Origin of the sequence: Chryseobacterium sp. Leaf180, assembly GCF_001424585.1 — a bacterium.
Taxonomy (GTDB): domain Bacteria; phylum Bacteroidota; class Bacteroidia; order Flavobacteriales; family Weeksellaceae; genus Chryseobacterium.
The window spans coordinates 1-25,366 of the sequence record NZ_LMPJ01000003.1 but is presented as its reverse complement, the minus strand read 5'-3'; the positions used below and the strand labels follow the sequence as shown (position 1 = coordinate 25,366).

General features: G+C 37.8%; 23 protein-coding genes and 3 pseudogenes. 15 read left to right on the top strand and 11 right to left on the bottom strand.

Annotated features, from left to right (window positions below; all coding sequences use genetic code 11):
• Nucleotides 1–289: 289 nt before the first annotated feature.
• The 6 genes and pseudogenes from ASG01_RS16410 to ASG01_RS15890 all read left to right on the top strand — a co-directional run.
• Nucleotides 290–1,174: pseudogene (locus ASG01_RS16410) on the top strand (SprB repeat-containing protein); the annotation flags it as partial.
• 157 nt (nt 1,175–1,331) lie between these two features.
• Nucleotides 1,332–1,800, top strand: a pseudogene (locus ASG01_RS16405) (hypothetical protein); the annotation flags it as partial.
• A 1-nt stretch (nt 1,801) separates the two neighbouring features.
• A pseudogene (locus ASG01_RS16190) lies at nt 1,802–2,158 on the top strand (T9SS type A sorting domain-containing protein); the annotation flags it as partial.
• The gene (locus ASG01_RS16400; protein WP_410492812.1) at nt 2,130–2,192 is read left to right on the top strand and encodes a hypothetical protein; all 63 of its coding nucleotides are present in this window, start codon (nt 2,130–2,132) and stop codon (nt 2,190–2,192) included. The pseudogene ASG01_RS16190 and the gene ASG01_RS16400, both read left to right, overlap by 29 nt.
• Nucleotides 2,193–2,903: 711 nt before the next feature.
• A complete protein-coding gene (locus ASG01_RS16300; RefSeq protein ID WP_262483864.1) occupies nt 2,904–3,035 on the top strand; it encodes a hypothetical protein in 132 nt (43 codons plus the stop codon).
• A gap of 398 nt (nt 3,036–3,433) precedes the next feature.
• On the top strand, nt 3,434–3,670 hold the full coding sequence (locus ASG01_RS15890; RefSeq protein WP_131725332.1) for a hypothetical protein: 237 nt from the start codon (nt 3,434–3,436) through the stop codon (nt 3,668–3,670).
• A 736-nt stretch (nt 3,671–4,406) separates the two neighbouring features.
• Here the strand turns inward: ASG01_RS15890 and ASG01_RS07460 are convergent.
• Together ASG01_RS07460 and ASG01_RS07455 are read right to left on the bottom strand one after the other, a co-directional pair.
• Complete coding sequence (locus tag ASG01_RS07460; RefSeq protein ID WP_082498317.1) at nt 4,407–5,024, bottom strand: IS3 family transposase; 618 nt, start codon at nt 5,022–5,024, stop codon at nt 4,407–4,409.
• Between the two features lie 194 nt (nt 5,025–5,218).
• Nucleotides 5,219–5,485, bottom strand: a complete 267-nt coding sequence (locus tag ASG01_RS07455) for a transposase (RefSeq protein ID WP_055862320.1) — start codon at nt 5,483–5,485, stop codon at nt 5,219–5,221.
• Here ASG01_RS07455 and ASG01_RS07450 point away from each other — a divergent pair.
• From ASG01_RS07450 to ASG01_RS07440, 3 genes are all read left to right on the top strand, one after another.
• Nucleotides 5,485–6,213: a YdeI/OmpD-associated family protein gene (locus ASG01_RS07450; protein WP_317038768.1), complete on the top strand. Its 729-nt coding sequence runs from the start codon at nt 5,485–5,487 to the stop codon at nt 6,211–6,213. The two genes, ASG01_RS07455 and ASG01_RS07450, sit on opposite strands and share 1 nt — an antisense overlap.
• Before the next feature lie 132 nt (nt 6,214–6,345).
• Nucleotides 6,346–6,948: a hypothetical protein gene (locus tag ASG01_RS07445; RefSeq protein WP_131725331.1), complete on the top strand. Its 603-nt coding sequence runs from the start codon at nt 6,346–6,348 to the stop codon at nt 6,946–6,948.
• 104 nt (nt 6,949–7,052) lie between these two features.
• Complete coding sequence (locus tag ASG01_RS07440) at nt 7,053–7,454, top strand: hypothetical protein (protein WP_055862316.1); 402 nt, start codon at nt 7,053–7,055, stop codon at nt 7,452–7,454.
• Between the two features lie 275 nt (nt 7,455–7,729).
• Here ASG01_RS07440 and ASG01_RS07435 read toward each other — a convergent pair whose 3' ends face one another.
• The 4 genes from ASG01_RS07435 to ASG01_RS07420 all read right to left on the bottom strand — a co-directional run bounded on the left by ASG01_RS07435 (nt 7,730) and on the right by ASG01_RS07420 (nt 11,140).
• The gene (locus ASG01_RS07435; RefSeq protein ID WP_055862313.1) at nt 7,730–8,599 is read right to left on the bottom strand and encodes a toprim domain-containing protein; all 870 of its coding nucleotides are present in this window, start codon (nt 8,597–8,599) and stop codon (nt 7,730–7,732) included.
• 442 nt (nt 8,600–9,041) lie between these two features.
• Nucleotides 9,042–10,133: a hypothetical protein gene (locus ASG01_RS07430; RefSeq protein ID WP_055862312.1), complete on the bottom strand. Its 1,092-nt coding sequence runs from the start codon at nt 10,131–10,133 to the stop codon at nt 9,042–9,044.
• 15 nt (nt 10,134–10,148) lie between these two features.
• Nucleotides 10,149–10,886, bottom strand: coding sequence for a hypothetical protein (locus ASG01_RS07425; protein ID WP_055862310.1), 738 nt, complete (start codon nt 10,884–10,886; stop codon nt 10,149–10,151).
• 2 nt (nt 10,887–10,888) lie between these two features.
• Entirely contained in the window at nt 10,889–11,140 is a 252-nt protein-coding gene (locus tag ASG01_RS07420; RefSeq protein ID WP_055862309.1) for a DUF3853 family protein, read from the bottom strand.
• Between the two features lie 893 nt (nt 11,141–12,033).
• On the opposite strand from ASG01_RS07420, the gene ASG01_RS16395 reads away from it, so the two are divergent.
• Nucleotides 12,034–12,303 carry a carbamoyltransferase C-terminal domain-containing protein gene (locus ASG01_RS16395; RefSeq protein ID WP_055862306.1) on the top strand — a complete coding sequence of 90 codons (270 nt, stop codon included), beginning with the start codon at nt 12,034–12,036 and terminating at the stop codon, nt 12,301–12,303.
• A 342-nt stretch (nt 12,304–12,645) separates the two neighbouring features.
• Here the strand turns inward: ASG01_RS16395 and ASG01_RS07405 are convergent, their stop codons facing one another.
• The 3 genes from ASG01_RS07405 to ASG01_RS07395 form a co-directional block, all read right to left on the bottom strand.
• Nucleotides 12,646–13,164, bottom strand: coding sequence for a DUF2911 domain-containing protein (locus ASG01_RS07405; protein WP_055862304.1), 519 nt, complete (start codon nt 13,162–13,164; stop codon nt 12,646–12,648).
• A gap of 19 nt (nt 13,165–13,183) precedes the next feature.
• Entirely contained in the window at nt 13,184–14,875 is a 1,692-nt protein-coding gene (locus tag ASG01_RS07400) for a sodium:solute symporter (protein WP_055862302.1), read from the bottom strand.
• A 100-nt stretch (nt 14,876–14,975) separates the two neighbouring features.
• A complete protein-coding gene (locus tag ASG01_RS07395; protein ID WP_055862300.1) occupies nt 14,976–17,480 on the bottom strand; it encodes a PIG-L family deacetylase in 2,505 nt (834 codons plus the stop codon).
• Nucleotides 17,481–17,694: 214 nt separating this feature from the next.
• Between ASG01_RS07395 and ASG01_RS07390 the strand changes: the two genes are divergently transcribed.
• The 4 genes from ASG01_RS07390 (at nt 17,695) to ASG01_RS07375 (ending at nt 21,805) form a co-directional block, all read left to right on the top strand.
• Nucleotides 17,695–18,939, top strand: coding sequence for an MFS transporter (locus ASG01_RS07390; protein WP_055862298.1), 1,245 nt, complete (start codon nt 17,695–17,697; stop codon nt 18,937–18,939).
• 9 nt (nt 18,940–18,948) lie between these two features.
• Nucleotides 18,949–20,214, top strand: a complete 1,266-nt coding sequence (locus ASG01_RS07385) for an arsenic transporter (RefSeq protein ID WP_055862297.1) — start codon at nt 18,949–18,951, stop codon at nt 20,212–20,214.
• Between the two features lie 220 nt (nt 20,215–20,434).
• Nucleotides 20,435–21,007 carry a hypothetical protein gene (locus ASG01_RS07380; RefSeq protein ID WP_238584520.1) on the top strand — a complete coding sequence of 191 codons (573 nt, stop codon included), beginning with the start codon at nt 20,435–20,437 and terminating at the stop codon, nt 21,005–21,007.
• Between the two features lie 81 nt (nt 21,008–21,088).
• The gene (locus ASG01_RS07375; protein WP_055862295.1) at nt 21,089–21,805 is read left to right on the top strand and encodes an ABC transporter ATP-binding protein; all 717 of its coding nucleotides are present in this window, start codon (nt 21,089–21,091) and stop codon (nt 21,803–21,805) included.
• A gap of 85 nt (nt 21,806–21,890) precedes the next feature.
• Here ASG01_RS07375 and ASG01_RS07370 read toward each other — a convergent pair whose 3' ends face one another.
• Nucleotides 21,891–24,101, bottom strand: a complete 2,211-nt coding sequence (locus ASG01_RS07370) for a M1 family metallopeptidase (protein ID WP_055862293.1) — start codon at nt 24,099–24,101, stop codon at nt 21,891–21,893.
• Between the two features lie 107 nt (nt 24,102–24,208).
• Between ASG01_RS07370 and ASG01_RS07365 the strand changes: the two genes are divergently transcribed.
• A complete protein-coding gene (locus ASG01_RS07365) occupies nt 24,209–24,493 on the top strand; it encodes a hypothetical protein (protein ID WP_055862290.1) in 285 nt (94 codons plus the stop codon).
• 413 nt (nt 24,494–24,906) lie between these two features.
• Here the strand turns inward: ASG01_RS07365 and ASG01_RS07355 are convergent.
• The coding region (locus ASG01_RS07355; protein ID WP_157844182.1) for a tyrosine-type recombinase/integrase at nt 24,907–25,366 on the bottom strand (460 nt) is incomplete at its 5' end.

The following is a 25,366-nucleotide window of genomic DNA, read 5'->3' as shown; positions in this document are numbered from 1 at the left end:
ATTGCCGGCAGGAACCGAAGTGTACATTGTCGGACTTGCTGCCTCAACATACAATCCGGTTACTTCAACATCTACAGCAAACGGAACGGTAACTTTAACGGAAGGAACCTCAACCAATGGTTTATCCCTTTCCAATGTCGGGGATCAGATCATCGCCTTTCAGGGTGGTGGCGGTAGTGTTTCCGCTGCGGGGGCAACCAATATCGCGGGAATCAATTATTTTTATACTGCAGGAACGACCACAGCAGGTTGGAACACCGATGCGCCGGTAAGTCCGAATGCATCCCTTATGCCTCCGGGATTAACCGGCGGTACCAGCGCATTTTATACCGGTGCGGTAACAGGAACCACAGCTCCCGCATCCGGTAAATTTAACTGTACGGGAGTGCCTTCATCCACGGCATCAGGTGTACGCACGGCGGTCATGAATGTGGCGAACTGGTCTTTAAGTGTTTCACCGATAGGACTGTATTCAGGATGCAGTTTCCTCGCAGCAACGCCCGTAATTACCTTGAATCCGGTCAACAAAACGGCATGTTCAGGATCATCCACAACATTTACCGTAACAGCAACAGGTGCCGGTTCGTATCAGTGGTTTCAGAATACCGCTTCGGGGTTTGTGGCACTCACCAATACCGCTGTTTTTTCAGGAACTACAACGGCCACCCTAACGGTGTCAGGAATCACATCTGCATTAAACAACACGCAGTACCGATGTGTGGTAACAAGTGCAGCAGGCTCTACAACATCGACTACGGCAACACTTACCGTAACCACCGTTACAGCAACCGGCGTAAAAACCGATGTGCTGTGCAACGGATCAGCAACAGGAGCCATCAACCTCACACCCGGCGGAGGAACCGCGCCGTATACTTTCAACTGGGGCAGCGGTGTAACGACCGAAGACCGTACAAATCTTGCGGCAGGAACCTACGCAGTTACCGTAACGGACAATACTGGATGTACAGCTACCGCTTCATTTACCATCCTTCAGCCGGCCACAGCAGTTTCAGGAACTACTGTAATAACCAACGTGACCTGCAATGGAGGCATCAACGGAGCAATCAACCTGGTACCAACAGGCGGAACGGCACCGTATACCTTTAACTGGGGATCAGGAATTACCACGGAAGACCGCACCAACCTTCCGGCCGGAACTTATACTGTAACCATCNCCAACAGGCGGAACGGCACCGTATACCTTTAACTGGGGATCAGGAATTACCACGGAAGACCGCACCAACCTTCCGGCCGGAACTTATACTGTAACCATCACTGATTCAAACGGCTGTACAGCAACCGTCAATGCAACAGTAGCACAACCTTCACTGTTGAATGCAACGGTATCCCAGACCAATGTAGCATGCAACGGTGGAAATACCGGGACAGCCACCGTAACCGCTACAGGCGGCACGTCACCATATACGTATGCCTGGTCACCTTCTGGAGCAAATGGTTCGGTAATTACAGGTCTTACAGCAGGCAATTATTCGGTAACGGTAACAGATGCCAACCTGTGCAGTATTGTCAGAAACATCACCATTACGCAGAAATGGTTCGGTAATTACAGGTCTTACAGCAGGCAATTATTCGGTAACGGTAACAGATGCCAACCTGTGCAGTATTGTCAGAAACATCACCATTACGCAGGCAGCGCCTGTTTCAGCACCTACGGGAGCTGCAACACAGACGTTCACGACTGGCGCTTCGGTAACCACTCTGGTAGCAACAGGACAGAATATCAAATGGTACATGACCGCTGTAGATGCCGCTTTGCATGTCAATCCGATAACAACATCGNGGCGCTTCGGTAACCACTCTGGTAGCAACAGGACAGAATATCAAATGGTACATGACCGCTGTAGATGCCGCTTTGCATGTCAATCCGATAACAACATCGGTGATTGTAAACAATACCACCTATTACGCAACACAGACCGTAAACGGTTGTGAATCGACCGCTTCACTGGCTGTATTGGCGTTTAATGTAACATTGGGAACAACAGATTTGTCAGGAGTATCGGCTGAAATGCAGGTCTATCCGAATCCGGTACGTGAAGTGCTGACCATTTCAGGAACAGAAAAAATAACAGGCATTGCCATCTATACCGCAGAAGGACGTAAACGGAATGTATCTGCTTCAGGTAAAAACCAATGATCAGGTGAAAACCATAAAGATCATCAAAAAATAAAACCCTTCAGAAAACTCATTTAAACAGGACCGGCAGCTGAAGCTGCCGGTTTTTTTATGTTCCAAAACGTCATACAGCCTGCCTGACTGGATCAGTGTCCATAATAAACCACAAAAAATCCCGTACATCAGGCATGAAAAGCTACTTACATGCGTTATGAATTAAGTTTATCGCGATTTAAAACCCAATTTAACATCCGGTTAGGCCTATAAAGAAGTCCCAGTCAATAAATTAATCGACACGGCGAAATGAATGTAAAAATGAAAATAGATCCCGCAATGCGGGATCTACAAAAACACAAATGATGAAAAAATGATGAATTCAAAGATAACAGAATTATTTTATAAATCAATAGTCAGTGACCATAAAATTTAAATAAATAAGTTGACGAAAGATCGCACTCAAATCCACGCACAAATCTTTCAATAAGCTGTTTAAGGATCATCAACAGCAAACCAGTACAAGAGAAGTCCTGACCAAACAGTCAGGACTTCAAACCAATCCATAACTGCTATAACCTAACAATTATATACGCAAATATAATCTTTATTAAATAACTGTGGTATGTTATCGATCAGCAATTAAGATACAGCTTTCAAAAAAATGCACAGTTACCACATACTAAAAAAGATATCAACAGGGTATATTTTGCCATGGCACATTTGAAAGGTTTTGATTAACTTTGATAGACAACCAATAAAAAATAGAAGTATGGGAATTAAACCAGGACCAAAAATGAAAGCCGAATCGACCGGAGAGTCTGACAAGCGCCAGCGAGACAACAAAGAAACCCCACAGAATGATCCTAAATTAAAGAAGCACGATCACAAAAAGGGTGACTAATGATCCGATCATTAATAACAGAAATAATTTTTTACTAATTGATAAAGCCAAATCCTGATTAGATCAGGATTTGGCTTTTACCGTAAATTGATATTCACTCCTCTGCTATTTTCTGAAATTTATTACTGATTACAATACCAATCATTAAGATCATTATAGTTCATATAGATCGTTGAGCAATCCTCAACCTCCTTATATTTGTTTTTAATAATTTCTTTTGTAGCGATAAAGAAAAACCGTTGGAAGCCGCCAGAACACTGCATGAAGATGTAAGCATGAAGCAGAGAAAACCATTTCGCAGGAATATGAGATGGGATTGCCACGGCAGAAAATGATCTAGAATAACACATATTCCAAAACAACATCCTCTAACATGAAACTCAAAGCCACTATTGTTGGTGAAACCAAGCCCCGATCATAATTTTATCATCGTCAGCTTCGAGGGTATTAAGAACAAAAAACATTCTGAGATCAAATGTGATTTCAATCCCTATGTTAAGAAAATACGAAAATTGGACGGCTGGGAGCTTTCCATTACTTGGGACAGTAAAATATATACAGACAAGAAGACCGGCGAAAAGCCATACTTCACCTATCTTCTTTGCCATCGGGCAGTAGAGATCAATTCTCCCTAAGGTAGGAAAGATTAAAGTTTAACAGCGCAGGAGATAATGTATTAGTAAGCGGTAATTCATTAAGTTTAAAAAACAGGCAACATTTTCACGTGCCGATTCTACCAAATAAATCATACAAAAAGGTTTATTTTTTAGTCATCCACCCACTAAACATCTTTTACTTGTGGCAATCATGATCGGGTAGTCTATTAGTATGGATTATTGAGCAAATCGTAGATCATCCCATTTCTTTCCCAGGATTTCCGATGTAGCTGCTTCCTATTCCAATCTTTTTCATTCTGTTTTTAGTATTGACCGATCTGATATTTTACGTTTTAAGTTTAGGAAGGATAAATTGTGAAGCAAACAATATTATGATATAATTTCTCCTGGTACGGTAGTCTTAAATATTTTATTTACAGTTCAGAAGAGTAATAATTAGTATGATGACAATAATAAGCCTGTTAATCTAACTCATGTTATGATATATGCCTCCAGAATAGATTAGTATAATGACAGAAAGCTCATTGGGCGTCTACATATTATTACCTTAGATGATAATAGATAACTGCACTTCGCCATGTAGTCTCACCCCTCTTAGGCACACTCAAAAGTAGAGTTTTTGGTTAACAATTTACTTTTATCGTTGTTAAAATTTTGTTGGAATGTGGGAAACTCTTCTACCTTATCGTAATTGAGTTTTCCATATTTATTCATTAGTTTTTATTGTTTTTTTGTATTCATTATTCGCTATCGCTTAATTCAATAAAAAATCTCTCGGTGTGAGGTATTGCAAAGCACTATGCGGCCGCTCATTATTGTACATCCACATCCAGATTTCCGAATAACTTCTCATCTGCCTGATGTTTTCAAAAAGATAAACATCTAAAAATTCTGTCCGAAAGGTTCTGTTGAATCTTTCTACCAGAGAGTTTTGCGTAGGCTTTCCCGGCTGGATATAATGAAGTACAATTCCATTTTTGCTGCACCGATCCTTTAGTTTTTCTGCAATAAACTCCGGACCATTGTCAACTCTTATCTTTTCCGGTTTCCCACGCCAGTCAATCAGCTGTTTCAGCTCGGAAACCACTCTTGCTGATGGTAAACTGGTATCAATGGTAATATTCAGAATCTCTCTGTTAAAATCATCAATAATATTAAGGCTTCTCACACTCTTGCCATCCTCCAAAGTGCCATGCATAAAGTCCATACTCCAAGTTACATTGAGATAAACAGGTCGAAGCAATGGCTCTTTTACCCTTGCCGGAAGCCGTTTTTTACGTTTACTTCTTAAATTCAGCTTCATCGATTTGTAGATCCTGTAAACCCTTTTATGATTCCATCCAAAGCCCAGATTTCTCAAACGGTGGTACATCGTCCAGAATCCTCAGGTTTTATGATGGTTTGCAAGCGAATCCAACTCCTCCCGGATCTTATCATCTTCATTGTTTTTCTTCTTTTTGTAATAAAATACCGAACTGTTTATGATGAAAAGTTTACACGCATTCCGAGTGCTTACTCCGTGCTGTGATACGGAATAAACAACCAGTTCCCGTTTCTCGGAAGGTGTTACAGCTTTTTTGCAATTACATCTTTCATCACCACGTTTTCCAGAGTAAGTTCCGCTACGATTTTTTTGTACTGCGAAAGTTCCTTTTCAAGTTCCTTCATTTTGGAGAGTTGCTGCACATCCAAAACTCCATATTTACTCTTCCATTTGTAAAATGTCGGCTGACTGATGCCGTGCTCCCGGCAGATCTCATTCACTGTTTTGCCTTGATTTTGCTCAGATAGAATCTTAATAATCTGAACTTCTGAAAATTTACTGTTTTTCATTGTCTTCCAAATTTAAAAACTATATTTTTAAATGCTCCGATTTTTGGGGAAGATTACACAATGGCATCCATACCGATATCACTAATGATCATTTTAATATGTCATTTAGACAAGTAAGCAGAAAAATTAATCTTAAGAATTATAACATGACTAACCCTACAGTAAATTGGTTTTTTGATAGAGAGGGGAAATGGCAGGAAGCCTACAATGCTTTAAGAAACCTCGTGCTTGATTGCGGACTAACAGAAGAATTAAAATGGGGCTGTCCCTGCTACGTAAACCAAAAAAGCAATATTGTTTTAATACATGGTTTTAAAGACTTCTGTGCACTATTATTTATGCAAGGTGCACTCTTGATAGATCCACAGAAAATTCTAGTTCAGCAAACAGAAAATGTTCAGTCGGCAAGGCAAATCCGATTTCAAAGCATTGATGAGATACTGGATAGTCAAACAATCATTAAAGATTATATCAAGGAAGCTATTAAAAATGATAATGCCGGTTTAAAATTAGAACTTAAAGCAGCAACAGAATTTGAAATCCCAGTAGAGTTTCAGAATGCCTTAGACGAAATTGAAAATCTAAAAACTGCATTTAAAAAACTCACACCAGGTAGAAAAAAGGGCTATCTTTTACATTTTGCATCTGCAAAACAAAGCAAAACAAGATTGGATCGTATTGAAAAATGTATTCCTAAAATTCTTGATAATAAAGGGCTGAACGATTAAAATAGTACAAAATAGCTATCAGTGCTAAATAATACAAGAGGTAAAAAGTTATGTTCCTACTTGCCGGTAGTATCTGAATTTTATAAAAAACACAAAATAATTTATAATGAATGCTATATGATTAGAAAATATATGAAACAGAAATCTTTTAAGCAAACATTAAGTGCGCGAATTTTTAATGCCATAATATCGTTTACGATTACTTTCTTTTTTCTTTATCTGGCACTTCGTGATAATTCAATATCTAAATATGAACTTCAAACAATTTATGTTACACTAAAAGAAAATCCCGAGTATAATGAAGATAAAATCAAATCGACAACGTACAGGAATATCGTACTGACAACCAAAGAATATAGAAAGAAGTTTAAGATTACGGGAATGACCTACGAGGCGACCGATCATAAATCATTAAAAGCCGACATACGTGCAGGGAACAAAATTGGAATTGTAATAAGAAGATCTGATCTGGCAAAATTGGATCACTGTACGGTTATTAGTAAATATAATGAGGTTTATGGCCTGAATAAAAATGACAATAGCTATATAAATCTCAAATTAAGAAGTGAACTGATTAACAATGATAGTAGATGGTATTACTTTTTCGTTACCATCGGTTTATTTATGTTACCGTATAGCTTTATAAAAGGTAAACCACTGATTAGTATGGCAGCAGGAATCACAACGGTAGCTGTAGTAGGGATGATCGTATTGTTCCTAACAAGTAAAGTGTAAAAAACTTTTTTGGATATTTCGGTCGAAAGAATGTATCTATGTACGCCTAACCAATTATAACATAGAAAACTAATGAAATGATTTTCTTAAAAGAAAAATAAAAAATGAAATATTTAATATGTCTCCTAATGTTGACGGTAAATTTCTCAAATACTTTCTCTCAATCACGGCAAATAGAGAAAGATAAAGGTGACTTCTATTTTGAGAAGTCAAAGGGTAATTGGAATGAAAAGAGTATGATCTGGAAATTAAGTGCAGATCGTGCAACAATAAGATTAGGATATTTTAGAGGTGACTGTTGCGGAAGTGTTCCAACGTCAGAACAAATTACTGCCAAGATTAATCTCGACACGGTCTTTTATAACCTAAATACCACGAGACACCCTGATTGTCGCACTGAAATCGGACTATGTGGAAGTGCAATTGATTTTGTTATAGACACAAAAAAATATCCTAACTATAAAAATATGGTATTTCATAATATTGCTACGAAAGGCATAAAATGAGCATTTATTATTTAAATTTTGTATGAATAAAAAGCAAACCTCTGGACAAAGCATAAAACAGTATAGAATCTAAAATTTCCAACCTGATAAAATTCTTAATTGTAATAGGGCTCGGGTAAGATATAAACTTCCTATTCAACAGAGATTTTTCATTTTCCGCAATATCTATTGCACTACTATGCTACACCTACACAGCAGAAAAAGTTTATTAAAAGGACAATATCATATCAATACTAAAAAATTAAGTTAAATTCTACATTTAAAAAATAGTTCACCTACCAGTATATCGAATCCTGTTGTTTATAAAAATCGTTTAAGTCATTAAAATTCTCATATACTTCAGAATAATCTGTAACAGATTTATATTTATTAGTAATTAATTCAGAAGTTTTTTTACCATTAATGTCATTATCTAAAAAAAGTAAAATTTTTTTATAATTACCCAACTGATGCAAAACTTTAAAAAGCATTACCGTTGAATTCAGTATCAGGCAGTCTGGCTGAATAATTTTTGAAACCGGCAAATTCATAAAAGTTAAAAAATCAAAAAATCCTTCAAAAATCGCAATATGTGTTGTACTGGTTTTATAATCTCTTCCGACATTATTTTTGATAAGCGTTACATCCTTTTTTCCCAGACAAATCTTTACATACTTATTACGGATCTCAATTCCTCCGGAATTGTTGAAAAATCCAACCCCAAAATATTTCTGACCATTCAATTCGTATTCGATCTGTCTGACTAAATTACTTTGTTCGTAGACCCTTCTTGATTGCAAATATTGAATTAATGCCGAATGGGCTATCAGACCGACTTTTGTAATTGTATAATCTTTTTCCTGCTTTACGGACTCAAAGTTTTTCTTATTAATTAAAGAAAATTCAAATTTGCATAAATATTTCAGTGCGTCAGAGACTGAACATTTATTTATCTCCTGTACAATAGCAATAACATCGTACACTTTTCCTGTACCAAAATCAAATGCCTGGTTGTTGATATAATCAACAGATAAACTAGGCTTCTTCTCATCTCTGTTTATAGCAAAATAAAACGCGGTCTTATGATTTTCTTTTATTGGAAATCTTCCGAAAGATTCTAAAACTGTTTTTATAGAAACGTTTTTTTTGATTGTTTCGCAATTCATTTTTTTCTTTTCTAAAGCAATTTTTTTTATTCACAATATCCTTTGAAATAAGAAAAACTTTTAATTCTCTTTTCATTAATACTTTTAATGGTAGCCTGTATCACCTTCTGACAAGCCACTCTGTAACGATTTGCAATGAGCGGTTTTCCGAAAACAACATCAGTGATTATCCGAATAGCAAAAGAGCGCTTTTCCGTAAATCACCATATAATCGAATGAGCGCAATTACGAATAGGAAAATACTTTTGAAAAAATATCTTATCATATTCCGGAATTTTTAAAATAAATTCACGCTTATAAGCAACCACAGATAATTAAATGAGCGACTTTCCGATTTGGGAATCTACACCTGCCTCTTTTTTATGATGAATTGACATTTACGAGCGCATTCCCGAAAGTGAGATGAGTGCCTTTCCGATTGTGACTGAGTGATTTTCCGAATTCAAATAATGACAGCGTAACCGTTTGGAAATAGTTGGCCAGCTTTTGTACTGCGATAAATTTCGATCATCAACTCTTGGATATAACCTAGAAATTCTTTCCCTCTAAAGTTGGATGACTTAATCCTCAGCAGACGATTTCGTCTGATAAACTCCTTATACGATTTTTCAATCATATCTCTTGTTTGCGCTATATTTCTGTATTGATGCGAAAAGTGATACATTTCGCTTTCCGACAGATGATATTTTCGTCTAAAATAACCCAGTCGATATGTAATATTAAGCTGTTCATCAGCATTAAACAGTACATCTGAACTTAGAAGTTTCGACGTTTGATAAGGCGTAACAAATATCTGATCTGCTTTGTATCTATACTTAAACGAGAGATTATTATATTGATCAAGATTAGCTCTTACCTGCTTTAAAAATTTAAAACATAAATCATTTGCTGTTTTATAAGACAGCCCAAACTTCCTGTTCAATGTTGTAAGTTTTAACATAGTCCCATGTTCCGGAATTTTAGAAAGCCAAATGGCAAATATGATATGCTTATTATTTTTAATCTTATAAACCAGATTATACAGCACATAGTTGTATTCAGGGATAACCATTATTTTCTTAAGCCAGTAACTGCTGATCAAAAAAGAGGTATATCCTCTTTTATCATAACTTGGGGTAGATATGAGGCCACCAAAAGTTCTGATTTCCCTACCCTTACTGTTTATAGATTTATACCATCTCATTTTAAATTTGGCCAGATACTCATAAGCATCGATTACCTGCTTTGTGGTTCCACTCGGAGAAATCTTAGTATTTAAGATGCTCATAGAAGCAAAAATGTTATTTTCAGTCTCAAATTCCTCATCAAAAAGAGAAAGCTGTTTTGGTCGGTCGGCAGGCCGAAACTGCTCGTTACTGATAATTGAAATGATATTAAATATTACTCGCAGAGCATTGATTGGAATATCGGAAGCTCCATGATCTTCGAAAATATAATCATCCACAAACCCATTTCCTATTCTTATCTTTTCAGGAACTTTTCCAGTCTTATTTTCAAATGACTTTTTAATAAGTCTTTTCTGCTGATCTGTCATTTCGTAGGACGTTTTTCAAGTTTTAGGACGTTTTATGTGGGGAATATCAATAGCTGAAAATTCGTTGCTTGCAATATGCTGCACCATGTATGGCATTACACTTTTCAAAGTAGACTTCCAGTTAGTAATAGGCCTGTCATAACTGTTTTTCCAGGAATTATTCAACCAACTCAGATATTTTTCCTTTATCATGTAATCTAAATCGCAATTATAACTCTCCAACCTTTGCGCATATTCAATAAACTCCGCACATGTTGGAATCTTTACTGATTTTTGGATATTTATTAATGTATCGAATGAAATCTCTGCAGGAACTGCAGCGAATGACTTTGATTTAATTCGTGAAGCACTATTAGCTTCAGGTGATTTCGTTTCAATATTCTGTCTCTGAAGAATATCTGCATTAACTGGAAGTTGATATTGAGCACATAACCGAAATGAAGTGTCTTCATTTTCTTTATTATCTGGTATATGCAGAGGATAATTTACAAGTAAGCGATAATAGCACGCAGTTCCTGATTTTATTTGAAATTGTATCAGACCATAATCCGTTAGCCTTTCCCTCGTTAATTTTACGGTTTTTCTGGTCACTACCAATGTTTTACCAATCAAAACATCCGATATGTAAAAATCATAACGTTCATTTTGATATCCGTTTTTCAACAAATACAGATACATGGATATTCCTGTAGAACCAACCTTATAATTGCTGTTAAAATTCCAAAAGCGCTCCAACAGCTCAAGATAATACATTGCTATTTTTTACCAAAAAGTTCCAGTGCCTTCACTTTATCAATAATTATAATATTTCCATTTTGAATGATGGCTTCATCTAAGATTCCTGATGACTTTACTTCGGAGGCTTTTGAAACAGAGCATCCAAGAATCTTCGCAAGACCTTTCAGACCATATTCATATTTCTTTTCCGTATTGTAACCTTTAGAGATTTCCAGAAATTCTCCGATAGTGAGTTGCCAAATTGGAGTATTTGGATCAATTTCTTTCATAACAACTTATCCGATTTAACTTAAACATTGATTTGAGAGTTTGCATCATATGCTGTGTATTGCTGACATTCTCTATTAAATTTTTTGAGCAGCGCAGTTTATAAGCTGAAACCTTTTGCAAAACTTCAAAATTTGATTAATTGTTATTCGGTAGTATTACGTTTTTACCGAACGATTTAATCATTCTTGAAGTCAAAACATCTGGATTCTAATGTTAGATTCTACGATCACCAAACCTATACGGTTAGATCTTGATACTACCTTTTACTTAAAGAAAATTCTATAGCTTCCTGCTGAATTTCGTCGTTGGATTTATGACTATTCTTTAAAAGCCATTCGTCAATTTTTTTTCTTTCAAAAAATAAAACCTTACCATTAGGTTTAGAAAATGGAATACTGTTGGAATGAACCAATTTATAGATGTAACATTTTTTAATCCCGGTATAGCCTAAAGGTTCTTCAACGTTCAGGATTGCTTTAAGCCCGAAAGTATATTTTTCGGGCTTAGTTTTTCCAGAATGAGTTCGCTCTCCATAAAATTTCGTGACGTAATTATGACACAAAATTGAGCATAATTAACATCAATAATATGCAATCAGAAACACGGCGGTGTAATTACAATCAATTTAGAATTAAATGGATCAGTCAAAGAGTAGAAACTTATAATATGGTTAAGAAAAGAATTTAACTCTATCTATGTGCGAAATAATAACTGATTGAAATCTAAGATTTATTTATACTTTCAAGAACTTATTACGATTAAAGGAAGTGAAATTTAATCTTCGAAAAAGAATTGATTAAAGTTCAATCTTTAATTCCGGAATAATCTTAGCAGCATCTTTCATCTTGCTTTCAACTATTTTTGCGTAGATCTGAGTCGTTCTCAATTCTCGATGTCTAATTTTTTGGAAATTGTGTATATACAGGCGGTTTCGCAATTATCAAATGAAAAACTATATAATTTAATTAAGGCTTTTAAGAAGAGAACTGGCTATGGAGTTTTATGTAATACATCCTTAAATTTTAATGGTAGAGGTCTTATCAATAAACTTGATGATCTATCGTTATATACAATTCAGCATAAATTAGATGGATTTATAGTGAATGGAAAAGTGTATTTACTAAAAAGTTCGCAACATTATCAAGATTACTTAAAAAAATAAAATCATTATAAATTGTTAATACTCAAAAATTATTAAGATTTTTTCACACTTCTTGAATAACTTAAATTCCATCTAATACTTTTAAAATCTGATCAATATCAGTTAATAAATGATTTGAAGATAATCCTGTAATGTTCACCAGACCGACATTTGTAGAATTTATTCTCTTTTGTCGGTTTTTTTATTCAATAATCTTCTGATATTTTGAGCATCACTTAATGTTTTAGCATATGTTGAGAATAAAAATCTTTCGGTTTAATTAAATAAAACCAAGCTATCAAAATTATATTAGAAACAAAAAAGTCCCGCAAATGCAGGACTTTTAATTTCTGTAATCAAAATTTATTTTATTTCTACCGGAACGGAAACTTTATCCCAATCGATTGTGAAACCGTTTTTGTTTATTTTGTATACCAAAGCTTCCTGTTTTGCCGGTAAAGTTTTCGTTTTCACTTCCACACGTACAGCATCGCTTGCTTCTTTGTAGTCGTATGATCCCCACTGTTTCGCTTCTTTATTGAAAACGGCAGTCCATGTTCCGGATTCTCTAGGAATTAAGAAAAAGCTGTACTTGCCTGCAGGCAGTTTTTTTCCTTCAACGGTAATGTCTTTACTGGTTTCAAAAGTCGTTGCATCATTTGCACCCGCACGCCACACTTTATTGTAAGGAACTAATTCGCCCCAAACTTTACGCTCTTTTACAGACGGACTGCTGTAAGCGATCGTGATATTTGCATCTTTAATTTTTCCGGTTGCAGTCATTGCAGGACTCGCCGGTTTTTTAGCTTCCTGTCCGAATGCATTGACAGAAATTGTCATTGCGGCTACAACCATTGCAGCAGATTTAATTATTGCTCTCATAAATTTTATTATTATTCTTTTACGAAGATACTGCTTTCGGCTTATAAAAAATCAATCCAACTGCAGAAAATATAATGACTGCCGCAGCACCAATGACGTTGAGCCAAAGGAAAGAAACGATATCAAAATTGTAAATGGCAATTACTGTGATTTCTGATAAAATTGCCGAGATAAATACATTCGCTCCTTTAACTTTTTTGAAGTAAAAAGCAACAAGGAAAATCCCCAGTATCGGGCCATAGAAAAGAGAACCCAATACATTCACCGCTTCGATAAGTGAACCCATCTGAGTGGCAAACATCGCAACACCAATGGAGAAAATTCCCCACGCTAAAGTATGAAGACGGCTGTATTTCAGTTCGGTTGCATCATCAGGAAGTTCTTTTTTGAATATTAAATGAACATCTTTCAGTGAACAGGCCGCAAGAGAATTTAAAGCTGCAGAAATTGAACCCCAGCTCGCCAGAAAAATGACGGCAAACAGTAAACCGACCATCCCTACAGGCAAAGTATTTTTTACGAAATACAGAAAAATATAATTGGTATCCGTTTTTTCTGCATTGTATTTTGAATTGTTGATCGCTTCTTCTACCCTTCCGTGAAGGGCTTTCACCTGAGTTTGTGTATTTTTAAAATCCTCAATTTTATTATTAAGTTGCGGAGAATGAGCTTCCTTTAACTTTAAAATTTCTTTCGATTCTGAATTAAATTTGGCCTGCAAATCCTGATGTTCTTTTTCAAAAACTGCGGCCTGTTCAGGTTTTGTTTCCTCTAAATGCTGATAAGAACGTTCATTAAAATAAACCGGCGCAGGCTTCAGAGAAAAGAAAGCAAAAAGCAAAGCACCAATCAAAAGAATGGAAAACTGCATCGGAATTTTAACCAAACCATTCAGCAGCAAGCCCATTTTTGCATTCGTATTGTCTTTTGCCGTAATATATCTCCCGACCTGACTCTGGTCGGTTCCGAAGTAAGAAAGTGCCAGGAAAAAACCACCGATCAGTCCGCTCCAGATATTGTATTTATCCTTCCAGTCGAATTCTGTGGTGATGACATTCAGCTTTCCTGATTTACCTGCCAGATAAAGTGCGTCTTTAAATCCAATGCCATTCGGCATATTCTGAATCAGCAGATAACCTGCAAACGCCATTGTTCCCAAAATAATGAGAAACTGTAATTTTTGGGTATGGGCAATTGCTTTTGCACCGCCAATGTAGGTGTAAATCAACAGAATACCGCCCGTCAAAACATTAGTCAGATAAATATCCCAGTTTAAAACACTTGACAAAATGATACTCGGTGCGTAGATGCTGATTCCTGTCGATAAGCCTCTGGAAAAAAGGAAAAGCAGTGAAGTGAGTACTCTTGTTTTTTTATCAAAACGGTTTTCCAGATATTCATAAGCCGTATAAACATTTAAACGCTGAAAAATCGGGATGAAGGTGATACAGATGACAATCATCGCCAGAGGCAGACCAAAATAATACTGCACGAAACGCATCCCGTCGGTATAAGCCTGACCTGGTGCCGAAATAAAAGTAATTGCGCTTGCCTGAGTCGCCATAATACCGATCAGCACAATGTACCAAGGCATTTTATTGTCTGCTTTCAGGTAAGATTCGTTGCTTTTCTGGCCACGGCCGATCCATACACCGTAAACGACAACGCCGACCAGCGTAAAAATAAGAACAGTCCAGTCTATCGTACTCATTGCCAGAAATTAGTAAAAAGATAATAAAATACAATCTGCAGTATCAAAACCACGACAAGTAATATGTACCAGAGATTCCAGTTTTTAAGTTGATTGCTCATCAGTTTTTCTGTGCAGATAAAAAGTTTAAAAATAAACGTGCCGCACCCACATTTCCCGCAGGCAACTGTCTGAAAAACGCCAACGGGGTATAAATGAAATTACCTTTTCCATATTTCGCATACAAAGTTGAACCCTGCAAAGGCTCTTCACCCGTATCGTGCATTTCAAAAAGCGGTTCGTAGGCTGCATCCCATTTGTCCGGAAAATATGCGCCACGCTCCTGCACCCAACCATTAAAATCTTCCGAAGTAATTTTGTTTGGAAAGTTGAGTAATTTATGTTTTGGATTTAAAAACGTAACCGAAGCATTTTCTTCGGTAACCCTTTTATTGGCAATGTTGAAACTATACATTCCCAATTGGTCAACGGTTGTATCCTGGTTGGTGTTATACTGCATCACCAAATTACCTCCGGCTTTTACATAAGACCATAAAAAAGGCATCCAGCGACCCAATTTTTTCTCTGTGTTATTGGCACGAACACCCAATACGATGGCATCATATTGCGACAGCTTATTTTGACTGCTGTTTCCACCGGATCCATCCGGATTGCCATAAAAATCTGCGTCTTTCAATACATCTACCTGAATACCTGCAATTCGCAGAAACTCAGGAATGAAATCGCCCGCACCTTCTATATAAGCTACTTTTTGAACCTTTGTCTGAATATCACCTTTCATCACAGTTACCGTTGCAGGCGTAAAATACTGTAAAGAAGGCAGATGCGGATACTGAATTAACTCCTGTTTTTTGTTATAAGTTGTGCCGTCGACCACGTAATTTGCATCCACCTGCAAACGGCTGGACTGTTTTGACGCCAGTTTAGCTTTTGGAATGATATAATCGATGGTAAAATCTTTTCCACTGATGGATTTTAAATCACCGCCACCCAATCTTTCTCCGTTGAACATCAGATTGACTTTACCGTTACTGAACTGTTTATTTGAATTAACTTTAAAATTTAAACTTAAATTCAAATCTTCATTTTCTTTAACTAAATAAAGTGGTTGGTTAAATTTCAGTTCTACCGCAGGAACGATACGTATGGCTTCAACCACATCGCCACGCACCGGGTCTAATTTCTTGAAAGATAAAGGCAGTTTAACCTGAAATTTTTCTAAACCGATTTTTAAATCAAGCAAAACACCCAGTGGTGATTCTACTTCGGGCAAACCGATTAAAGTATCATTTGGAACAGAGAAAGTTGAAGCATCTTTAGCCGGTTTTGCCAACCAATATGGTTCTGTCAGCCCAGCATCAGTAGGAATCTGAATATCGTGCGGAATGGTAATTAAAGAATCTTTAGACAGTTTTCTGTTGACATTTTCTGACTGATTCAGCCATTTTACATTTTCTAAAACAACAGGATTTTCAGCTCTTGAAATTATGTTTAATTTAAAATTATACTGGTCTCCGGCAACCGCTTCAGCCTGATTGGTCACGACCTCGCCCATAAAACCGGCACAGCTTAGAATAATATGATTAAGAGATTTGATTTTATCCTTTTTTAAATCTGAATCTTTCAGCGCCATCACTTTTTTTCTTAAAACCAATAAAGCGGGTAAGCTTAAGTCAGGTTGATTAAAATTAAAAGCAGAAATAATCTTATCCAATTCCTTGTCAATATCAGTATTTCCTTTTGCAGTCCAGGTTTTAGCTACGCCATCAAAAAGTGTAGATCTTGCTGGTTCGCCGTCAACGTGTGAAAAATATTCAGTTTTGATTCCTGCCACAGACTGTGTTCCGGCGCCTTGACTTTTATGCAAGCTTCTGCTTAATCCTGCCAGTTCACCATAGCCTAATCCCAGTTGTGCGTCGTATTGCCCAACGGTAATTTTCATTTGATTTTCGGCAGTCGTATTGACAGAACCAAAGCGGAAAGTGTTCCACAACAAACGTTTAGGTTGCCAAACATTCACATATTTTAGCTGATCTGGGAAAGCAGTTTTATCGCCTGCCAGCTTAAAAGCTTTTTCCGCAAGTACAGCCGAAGCAGCGTGTTGTCCGTGTCCCGCCGCCGCAGTAGGTGGAAAACGACAAATGATCACATCAGGACGGAATTTTCGGATGACCCAAACGACATCGGCCGTAATGGTGTTTTCATCCCACTGGTTAAAAGTGTCGGTTGTATTTTTTGAGAAACCGAAATCAATCGCGCGGGTAAAAAACTGTTGTGCACCGTCTAATTTTCTTGCCTCCAAAAGTTCGTGTGTTCTGATCAAACCCAAAGCTGCACCCTGCTCTGTTCCCAATAAATTCTGTCCGCCATCACCTCTCGTTAAAGACAGATAGCCCGTTTCCACATTCTGGTCATTAATTAACCAGGAGAGTAATCCCGTATTTTCATCATCAGGATGAGCGGCAAGATATAAAACTTTCGGAATATTTTTGAGGGTTTTGAGATCGCGGTAAATTTCAGATGATTTTGAGGGACGGACCTGCTGGGCCGAACAAAAAACCGTAAAGAAGCCAAGAATAAATACAGTAATTGCTTTTTTGAACATTTAGATTTGCTTTGCAGGGCAAATATAGGTATATCGTTTTTCTTTTAATCGCAAATAAAGGCTGTGCAAATTTTATTAATAATTTTAATCAGTTTCACTCTGAATCTTTAAATAAGAACATTAATAGTATTTTGAAAATAATATAAAAGCTAAAAACCAGATACCTCAAAGTTGCGTATATTAAATATCTTTTCCCTGAGAATAAAACACACCAATGATATCACAAACTGCTGCATCAAAATCGCGGGTTCTTTCTGCGTTGAAAGCTCTCAATTTTTTTATGGCCGATATGCAGGCCGGAATAGGTCCTTTTCTGGGCATATTTTTACTTTCTAAAGGTTGGCAAAGTGGGCCGATTGGCACTGTAATGACAATCGGTGGAGTTGCAGGAATGCTGATGACTGCACCGGCCGGAGCGTTAATCGATTCGACCACGCATAAAAAACGGTACGTCGTCATCCCCGGAATCTGTACCATTCTTGCATCGGCGATCATCTTAATGTCTCAGGATTTTTGGGTAGTCACGCTATCGCAGGTTGCCACGGCTATTGCAGGCGCAGCCATCGGTCCGGCGGTGGTTGGGATTACTTTAGGTATCGTAAAACAAAAAGGTTTCAACAAACAGAATGGGTATAATCAGGCTTTTAACCATGCAGGAAATGTTGTCGGCGCAGGATTATCAGGTTATTTGGGCTTAAAATACGGCATCACAGCGATTTTTCTTTTATCAGCGCTTTTTGGCGTTCTTTCAATCATCAGCATTTCAATGATTTCTTCTAAAAGCATTGACGATAAGGCTGCACGTGGACTTTCAGAAGGTGCTGAAAGCGATCATAAAGTAAGCGGATTTAAAGTTCTGCTAAGCTGTAAACCGTTATTAATTCTAGCCGCCGCACTCGCATGTTTTCATTTGGGAAATGGCGGACTGCTTCCTTTATACGGAATGGCAGCCGCCGAAAAAATGGAAGGAAACGCATCAATGTTTGTCGCATTAACGATTATTATCGCGCAGATTACAATGATCATCACTTCTCTTGTCGGTATGAAAATGGCCGAATCCAGAGGCTATTGGCTGGTTTTATTTATCTCGTTTCTGGCCCTTCCGATTCGTGGTTTTATTGCCGGACATCTTACTTCGTCAATCGGAATCTATCCTGTACAGATTCTAGATGGCATAGGTGCCGGACTGCAAAGTGTCGCCGTTCCTGGTCTGGTAGCGCACATTCTAAACGGAACCGGAAGAATCAACGTCGGGCAAGGCGCGGTGATGACCGTTCAGGGAATTGGCGCTTCATTAAGTCCGGCAATTGGTGGCTGGATTGCCCAAAATTTGGGATACAGTTCATCATTTATGATTTTGGGAAGTTTTGCGACGGTTTCTATTTTGCTTTGGTTGATTTTTTCCAAACGACTGATCAAAGAATGTGGCGCACAATGTGTAAATCCTGATGAGAAATAGAATTAAAAGATGTCTGAATATTTTATTTATCTGATTACTGCTTTGGCAACCGCCGGTGTTATTTTTCGGCCTTTCAAACTACCTGAATATATCTGGGCATGCGCAGGAGCTATTCTTCTTCTGATTTTCGGTCTTATTAATTTTTCGGGATTTTTAAAAGGAATTTCTAAAGGCACAGATGTTTATTTATTTCTGATTGGAATGATGCTCATCGCAGAATGTGCGCGGCGCGAAGAACTTTTTCACTGGCTTGCAGATCATGCGATTCGGTTTTCTAAAGGTTCGGCCGAGAGAATGTTTGTTTTAATATTTGGCGTCGGAATCGTTGTGACGGTTTTCATGTCGAACGACGCAACTGCAGTTGTTCTTACGCCAGCCGTCGCGGTTGCAATGCACAAAGCAAAAATTAAAAATGTACTTCCTTATTTATTAATCTGCGCGTTTATTGCCAATGCGGCATCTTTCGTTCTGCCAATTTCAAATCCCGCAAACCTCGTTATCTTCGGTAAACAAATGCCACCACTCATTATATGGCTAAAAACTTTTATTATTCCGTCGGTGTTTGCCGTCGCGTGTACTTTTATTGTTTTGTTTCTGACTCAGAAAAAAAATTTACTTGAAGCTATTCCTACAGACATTGAAGCCGATGAACTTTCATCAGGCGGAAAAGTAGCATTAACAGGAATTATTTTAACGGTCTTAGCTCTGTTAATTGCCTCAGCTCTGGATCTTGATTTAGGTTTGCCAACTGCCATTGCAGGATTTTCAGTTGTGCTGATGATTACGGTATTTACCAAAAAATCACCTGTTTCTGTCTTAAAAAATATTTCGTGGTCGGTTTTGCCGCTTGTTGCCGGACTTTTCATCATGGTCGAAGCACTTTCAGAAATTGGCCTTGTTGAAAGTTTAACCAAAATATTAGCAGAAAATTCAGCAAAATCGGTTTCAGAAACGGCTTGGTTCAGCGGAATTTCTACAGCAATCGGTTGTAATCTGGTTAATAATCTTCCTGCAGGTTTGCTTGTCGGGAGTGCGGCAGCCGCAGATCACATTCCGGCGCTGGTAAAAAGTTTTATATTAATAGGAATAGATCTTGGACCAAATCTTTCGGTGACAGGCTCGCTCGCGACCATTTTATGGCTTATTGAAATCAGAAAACACGGCTACGAAATCACTGCCTGGCAGTTTTTGAAACTCGGTTTTATCGTGATGATTCCTTCGCTTCTGACAGCGCTCGGTTCACTCTGGCTGTTGAATTATTTTGAATTTATTTAAAAAATTAACTTTAAAAATATCCTATTTAAAGCATAATACAGTTAACAACAGATAATTTAATTCACCAAAACAAATTCTTTTAACTGATGAATATCGTAAAATCTTAGCAACAAGATATCAAAAAAAATTATTAGTTTTGCAGTAAGAAAAAAATTATTTGCTAAAAATGTAAAAAACACCGTTTTTAGCGCCCACAATTTCATAATACGATAAAAACCTTATGAGAAAAATTATTACACTGCTTACCTTTTTTATTGGCTTTACCGCTTTCTCGCAGATTAAAGTTTTGAAAAACGAAACGCTTGTAGAGATTGGCAAAGAAAACTCGGTAGGCCTTTATAAAAAAGACAACAAATTTACTTTCAATTATCAGGATCTTGCTACGGCTAATCTGAATACCTTCCGTTCTTTTTCATTTATGGATCTTAATGGCGATGTGCAGGGACTTTATAAAATGATCACCGACGGTTTTATCGATACGCCTTCCGGGAATATCACTTTGGAACTTCCGAATGATATTATTGAGCTGCATTACGAGAAAAACTACGGTCAGCCGACGGTACAGTTTATTCAGTACATCAACAAAAACAAAAAGTACGTTGGCAAATCTCAGTTTCTGAATAAAAAACAGATCGATAAAATTTTCGGAATCGGAACCTCAAAATCGGCACTGTATAAAGCAACTGCTGCAAAACAGACGCAGACTGCGCCTTATCAGGGAACCTATAATGCAAATCCTTCCGGGCAAAACACTCCGAAGCCTGCGGCGAAACCTAAGAAATCACGAAAATAATCTTTCAATTTTCAAACAATATCAAACTCATTCTTTACGGATGGGTTTTTTTATTTTATTTTTGTAAAAATTTGTTTCAAAATGTCTTTGGAAGTAATCGGTTTATCTAAAAAATTTGGCGGGCAGACTGCGCTCAACAACATCAACATCAACATTGATAAAAGTGAAATCATCGGACTTCTCGGCCCAAACGGTGCGGGAAAATCTACGCTGATGAAATCGATTGTCGGTGCGCTGAAAATTGATGAAGGCCAGATTATCTTTAACGGTAAAAATATATCTGAAGAAGAGATCGAAAGCAAAAAGAACATCGGATTTTTACCTGAAAACAATCCGCTGTACATGGAAATGTATGTGAAAGAATATTTGCTTTTTGTAGCAGATTTGCATAAAATAGATGCTGCAAGGGTAGACGAAGTTATTGACTTGGTTGGAATTACCCCTGAAAAATCGAAGAGAATCAGTCAGCTTTCGAAAGGGTACAAACAGCGTGTCGGTCTGGCGCAGGCAATTATTCATCAGCCGGACCTGTTGATTCTGGATGAACCGACGAATGGTCTTGATCCCAACCAAATTATTGAAATCCGCAATGTCATCAAAGAAATTGGCAATGCAAAAACGGTTTTGGTTTCCACGCACATCATGCAGGAAGTCGAAGCACTTTGTTCCCGCGTGATTCTTCTTCACAAAGGAAATATTCTGCAGGATTGCCCCATTGAAGAGTTTAAAGGAAAATTCGGCAGTCTGGAAGAAGCTTTCGCCCATTACACACAATCTGAAATTATCTCTTCAGAATAAGCCATTTTTTAATCTTTCTCAAAAGTTTAAGCATAAAAAAACTCCGGATAATTTCCGGAGTTTTTCTTTTTATATGAATCGGTTTTTATTCTTTGGTAAATTTAAATTCTCTCCCACCCTGAGCAAAAGTAATGGTCTTTTTATCTTCGCTGTAAGTCATTGAAATTTGTGCCTGATCAAAAGTGAAAGTTCTGTTTCCAACATATTCTAAAGGGAAATCTTGCTGACCGGCTGCCTGACCAAAAAGCTGATTGTCTTTTTCTTTAAAGGTAAGTTTTGCATTAAGCTCTTTATTTCCGAAAGTTCCGGTGTAATCTTTAACGTTAATTTTTTCAACCGGTGCAGCCTGAGCAGAACTCCAGGTATTGTTTTTCAAATTAATATCAGGAATTGAATTGGTCGGATCCAGTTTTACTTCGCTGATTTCTTTAGTAGAATTTACTTTGAAAGTCCATTCTGTATTTCTTTTCCAGACTTCGACTGGTAATTTTACAGTATCGGTGCTTCCGTCTTTAAACTTAAGCTGAACCACTGTCGGCATCGGTAGCTGTCCCAAATTTTCAACGGTAATCTGTGCTCCGTTTTTGAAATCTCCGTTTACATATTTTACCGTTTTTACCGACTGGTCAACTTTCCATTTATTGATAAACCAGCCTCTCCAGAACCAGTTCAGTTCTTCACCCGAAACATTTTCCATTGTGTGGAAGAAATCCCAAGGCGTCGGATGTTTAAACGCCCATCTGTCGATATATGTTCGGAAAGCTTTGTCAAATTTTTCCGGACCTAAAATAGATTCACGCAAAATGGTAAGACCTAATCCCGGTTTGAAATAAGCAAGCGTTCCTATGTTTCTCTCTTTCATATTATCAGGGCCAACCATGATGGGCTCGATATTATCATTCATCAGAAATCCACCCGATTGCGCAACATTCTGCTTGCGGTAATATTCTCCGTTATTGAAAGCCTGTGTAGAAAGGTCGTTGATGAATGTATTAAAACCTTCATCCATCCACGCAAAAAGTCTTTCATTGGAGCCAACAATCATCGGGAACCAGTTGTGCCCGAACTCATGATCGGTCACGCCCCAAAGACTTTCCCCTTTAGAATCCATATTACAGAAAACGATACCCGGATATTCCATTCCGCCTTCATTTCCGGCTACATTGGTCGCTGCAGGATACGTGTATTCGTACCATTTTTTAGAATAATGCTCGATCGCGGCTTTCGTATATTCTGTCGATCTTCCCCACGCTTTATCGCCTGCACTTTCTGCAGGATAAGCAGAGATAGCAATCGATTTTTTACCACTCGGAAGATTAATTTTTGCGGCATCCAAAACAAATGCTGCAGAAGAGGCCCACGCAAAATCTCTGGTCTGATTAATCTTAAATTTCCACGTTTTTGTACCGGAAGCCTGACCTTTCTTCACCTCAGATTCATTTCTGATCATCACCGTTTTGTCAGAATTTCTGGCCTGCTCCCAACGCTGGTTTTCTTCTTTCGAATACACTTCTTTAGCATTTAAAAGCTCTCCGGAAGCAACAACGTAGTGGTTGGAGGGAACGGTAATATTGGCGGTAATGTCGCCATATTCCAGATAAAATTCTGATGCGCCAAGGTAGGGAAGCGTGTTCCAGCCCATCACATCATCATACACGCACATTCTTGGGTACCATTGCGCGATGGTGTAGATATTTCCGTTTTTGGTTTCTTCAACACCCATCCGGTCTGAACCGTATTTTGGGGAAACGAAAGAATATTCAACTTTAATTTTTGCTTTTCCGCCTCTCGCTGCCAAATTATTAGGCAAATCGATCTGCATTCTGGTATCAGTTACCGTAAATTTTACCGGCTTGCCGTCATAGGTAGCCGATTTTATTTTATAACCGCCTTCAAAAGCTTCGCCGTGAGAACCATTTCTGCTTCCGGATAACGGTACGACAGAATTCCCTCTTGAATCTTTCGCAAATAAATTCTGATCAAGCTGCAGCCAGAGGAAACCCAACTGATCGGGACTGTTATTGATGTACGTAATCTCTGCACTTCCGGTCAGTTCGTTTTTCTGCTCATTCAGGCTGATATCCAGTTTATAATCTGCCGAGTTTTGCCAATAGGCATGACCGGGCTGTCCGCTTGCCGACCTCGTTTCTGTGCCGGTTTGTGGATAGAAAAAGGGTTTAAAAGCTTCCACGAAATCATATTTAGGAGTCTGTTTCGGTGCCTCCTGAGCCGAAAACTGCGCCGAAACAGCAAATACTGCGGCAATGAAAATTTTGGTAGGAAATTTAAAATTCATCTGAGATTGGTTTAATTTAAAGTAATGAGTAAAGAAAACGCGGCAATCGTTACAGATTTTCGGTAAATACTGAAAAGATTTTATGTGAGTTTAAATGTGTACTGCCGGTGAACGGTTCGCAAAACCATCTGTATGCTTCGCAAAACCATCTGGATGCTTCGCAAAACGAACTGTATGCCTCGCAAAACGAACTGTATGCTTCGCAAAACGAACTGTATGCCTCGCAAAATCATCTGTACGTCTCGCAAAGCCAACTGTATGATTCGCAAAACCATCTGGATGCCTCGCAAAATCATCTGGATGGGTCGCAAAACCAACTGTATGCCTTGCAAAATCATCTGTACGTCTCGCAAAGCCAACTGTACGCTTCTAAAAACCATCTGTACGCATAGGGTAATGAATTGTATATGTCGGGTAATCAACTGTACGGGTCGGGTAACCATCTGTACGTGTTGGGTAAGCAAGTGTATGCATCGGGTAACCAGCTGTACGGGTCGGGTAATGAAATGGGCTCGTCAGGTAATCAACTGTACAAAGCGGGTAATCATCTTAACGGTTCAGAAAGCCAAACTAAGGTTTTGTTTTTAGTAGCTGCTGTTTAATACTTATCTCAAGATTTATAAAAAATTAAACAGTTACTGCAGATTTTATGAAGCATTACATTACAAAAAGTTTTGGATGGCAATATATAACGGCCGGCATTTATAGAAAAATCAGCCGGCTAAATCTATCACTGTGACTTAGTTTACTTCCACAAAAACGAAATATCACGGTCTGTGTTTTTATGAATCAATTTTCCTGCAGCTCAGAGAAAATCCAGCGGGCTCTTGATTTTAAGCCTTGAAACATCAGTAATGTGTGTATAAATTTCGGTGGTTTTAATATTGCTGTGCCCAAGGAGTTCTTTGATAATCCTGATATCAATGCCGCTTTCTAAAAGGTGTGTTGCGTATGAGTGCCGCAATGTATGAACAGAAGCGGGTGAAATGATACCGGATTTAACCACTGAATTTTTCAGAATCTGCTGTACACTTCGTTCGGAATATTTTGTATCAGCAATTCCTTCAAACAGATATTTTTTAGGCTGATAATGCTTGTAATACTTTCTCAAAATCTGCAGCAGCTTATCAGACAGGATCACTACACGATCTTTATTTCCTTTAGACTGGCGGATCAGCAGGAGATGGTCTTTAGTTTTGATATCAGAGATCTGCAATTCCAACACCTCACTAAGACGCAGACCGCACGAATATATTGTGGTAAGA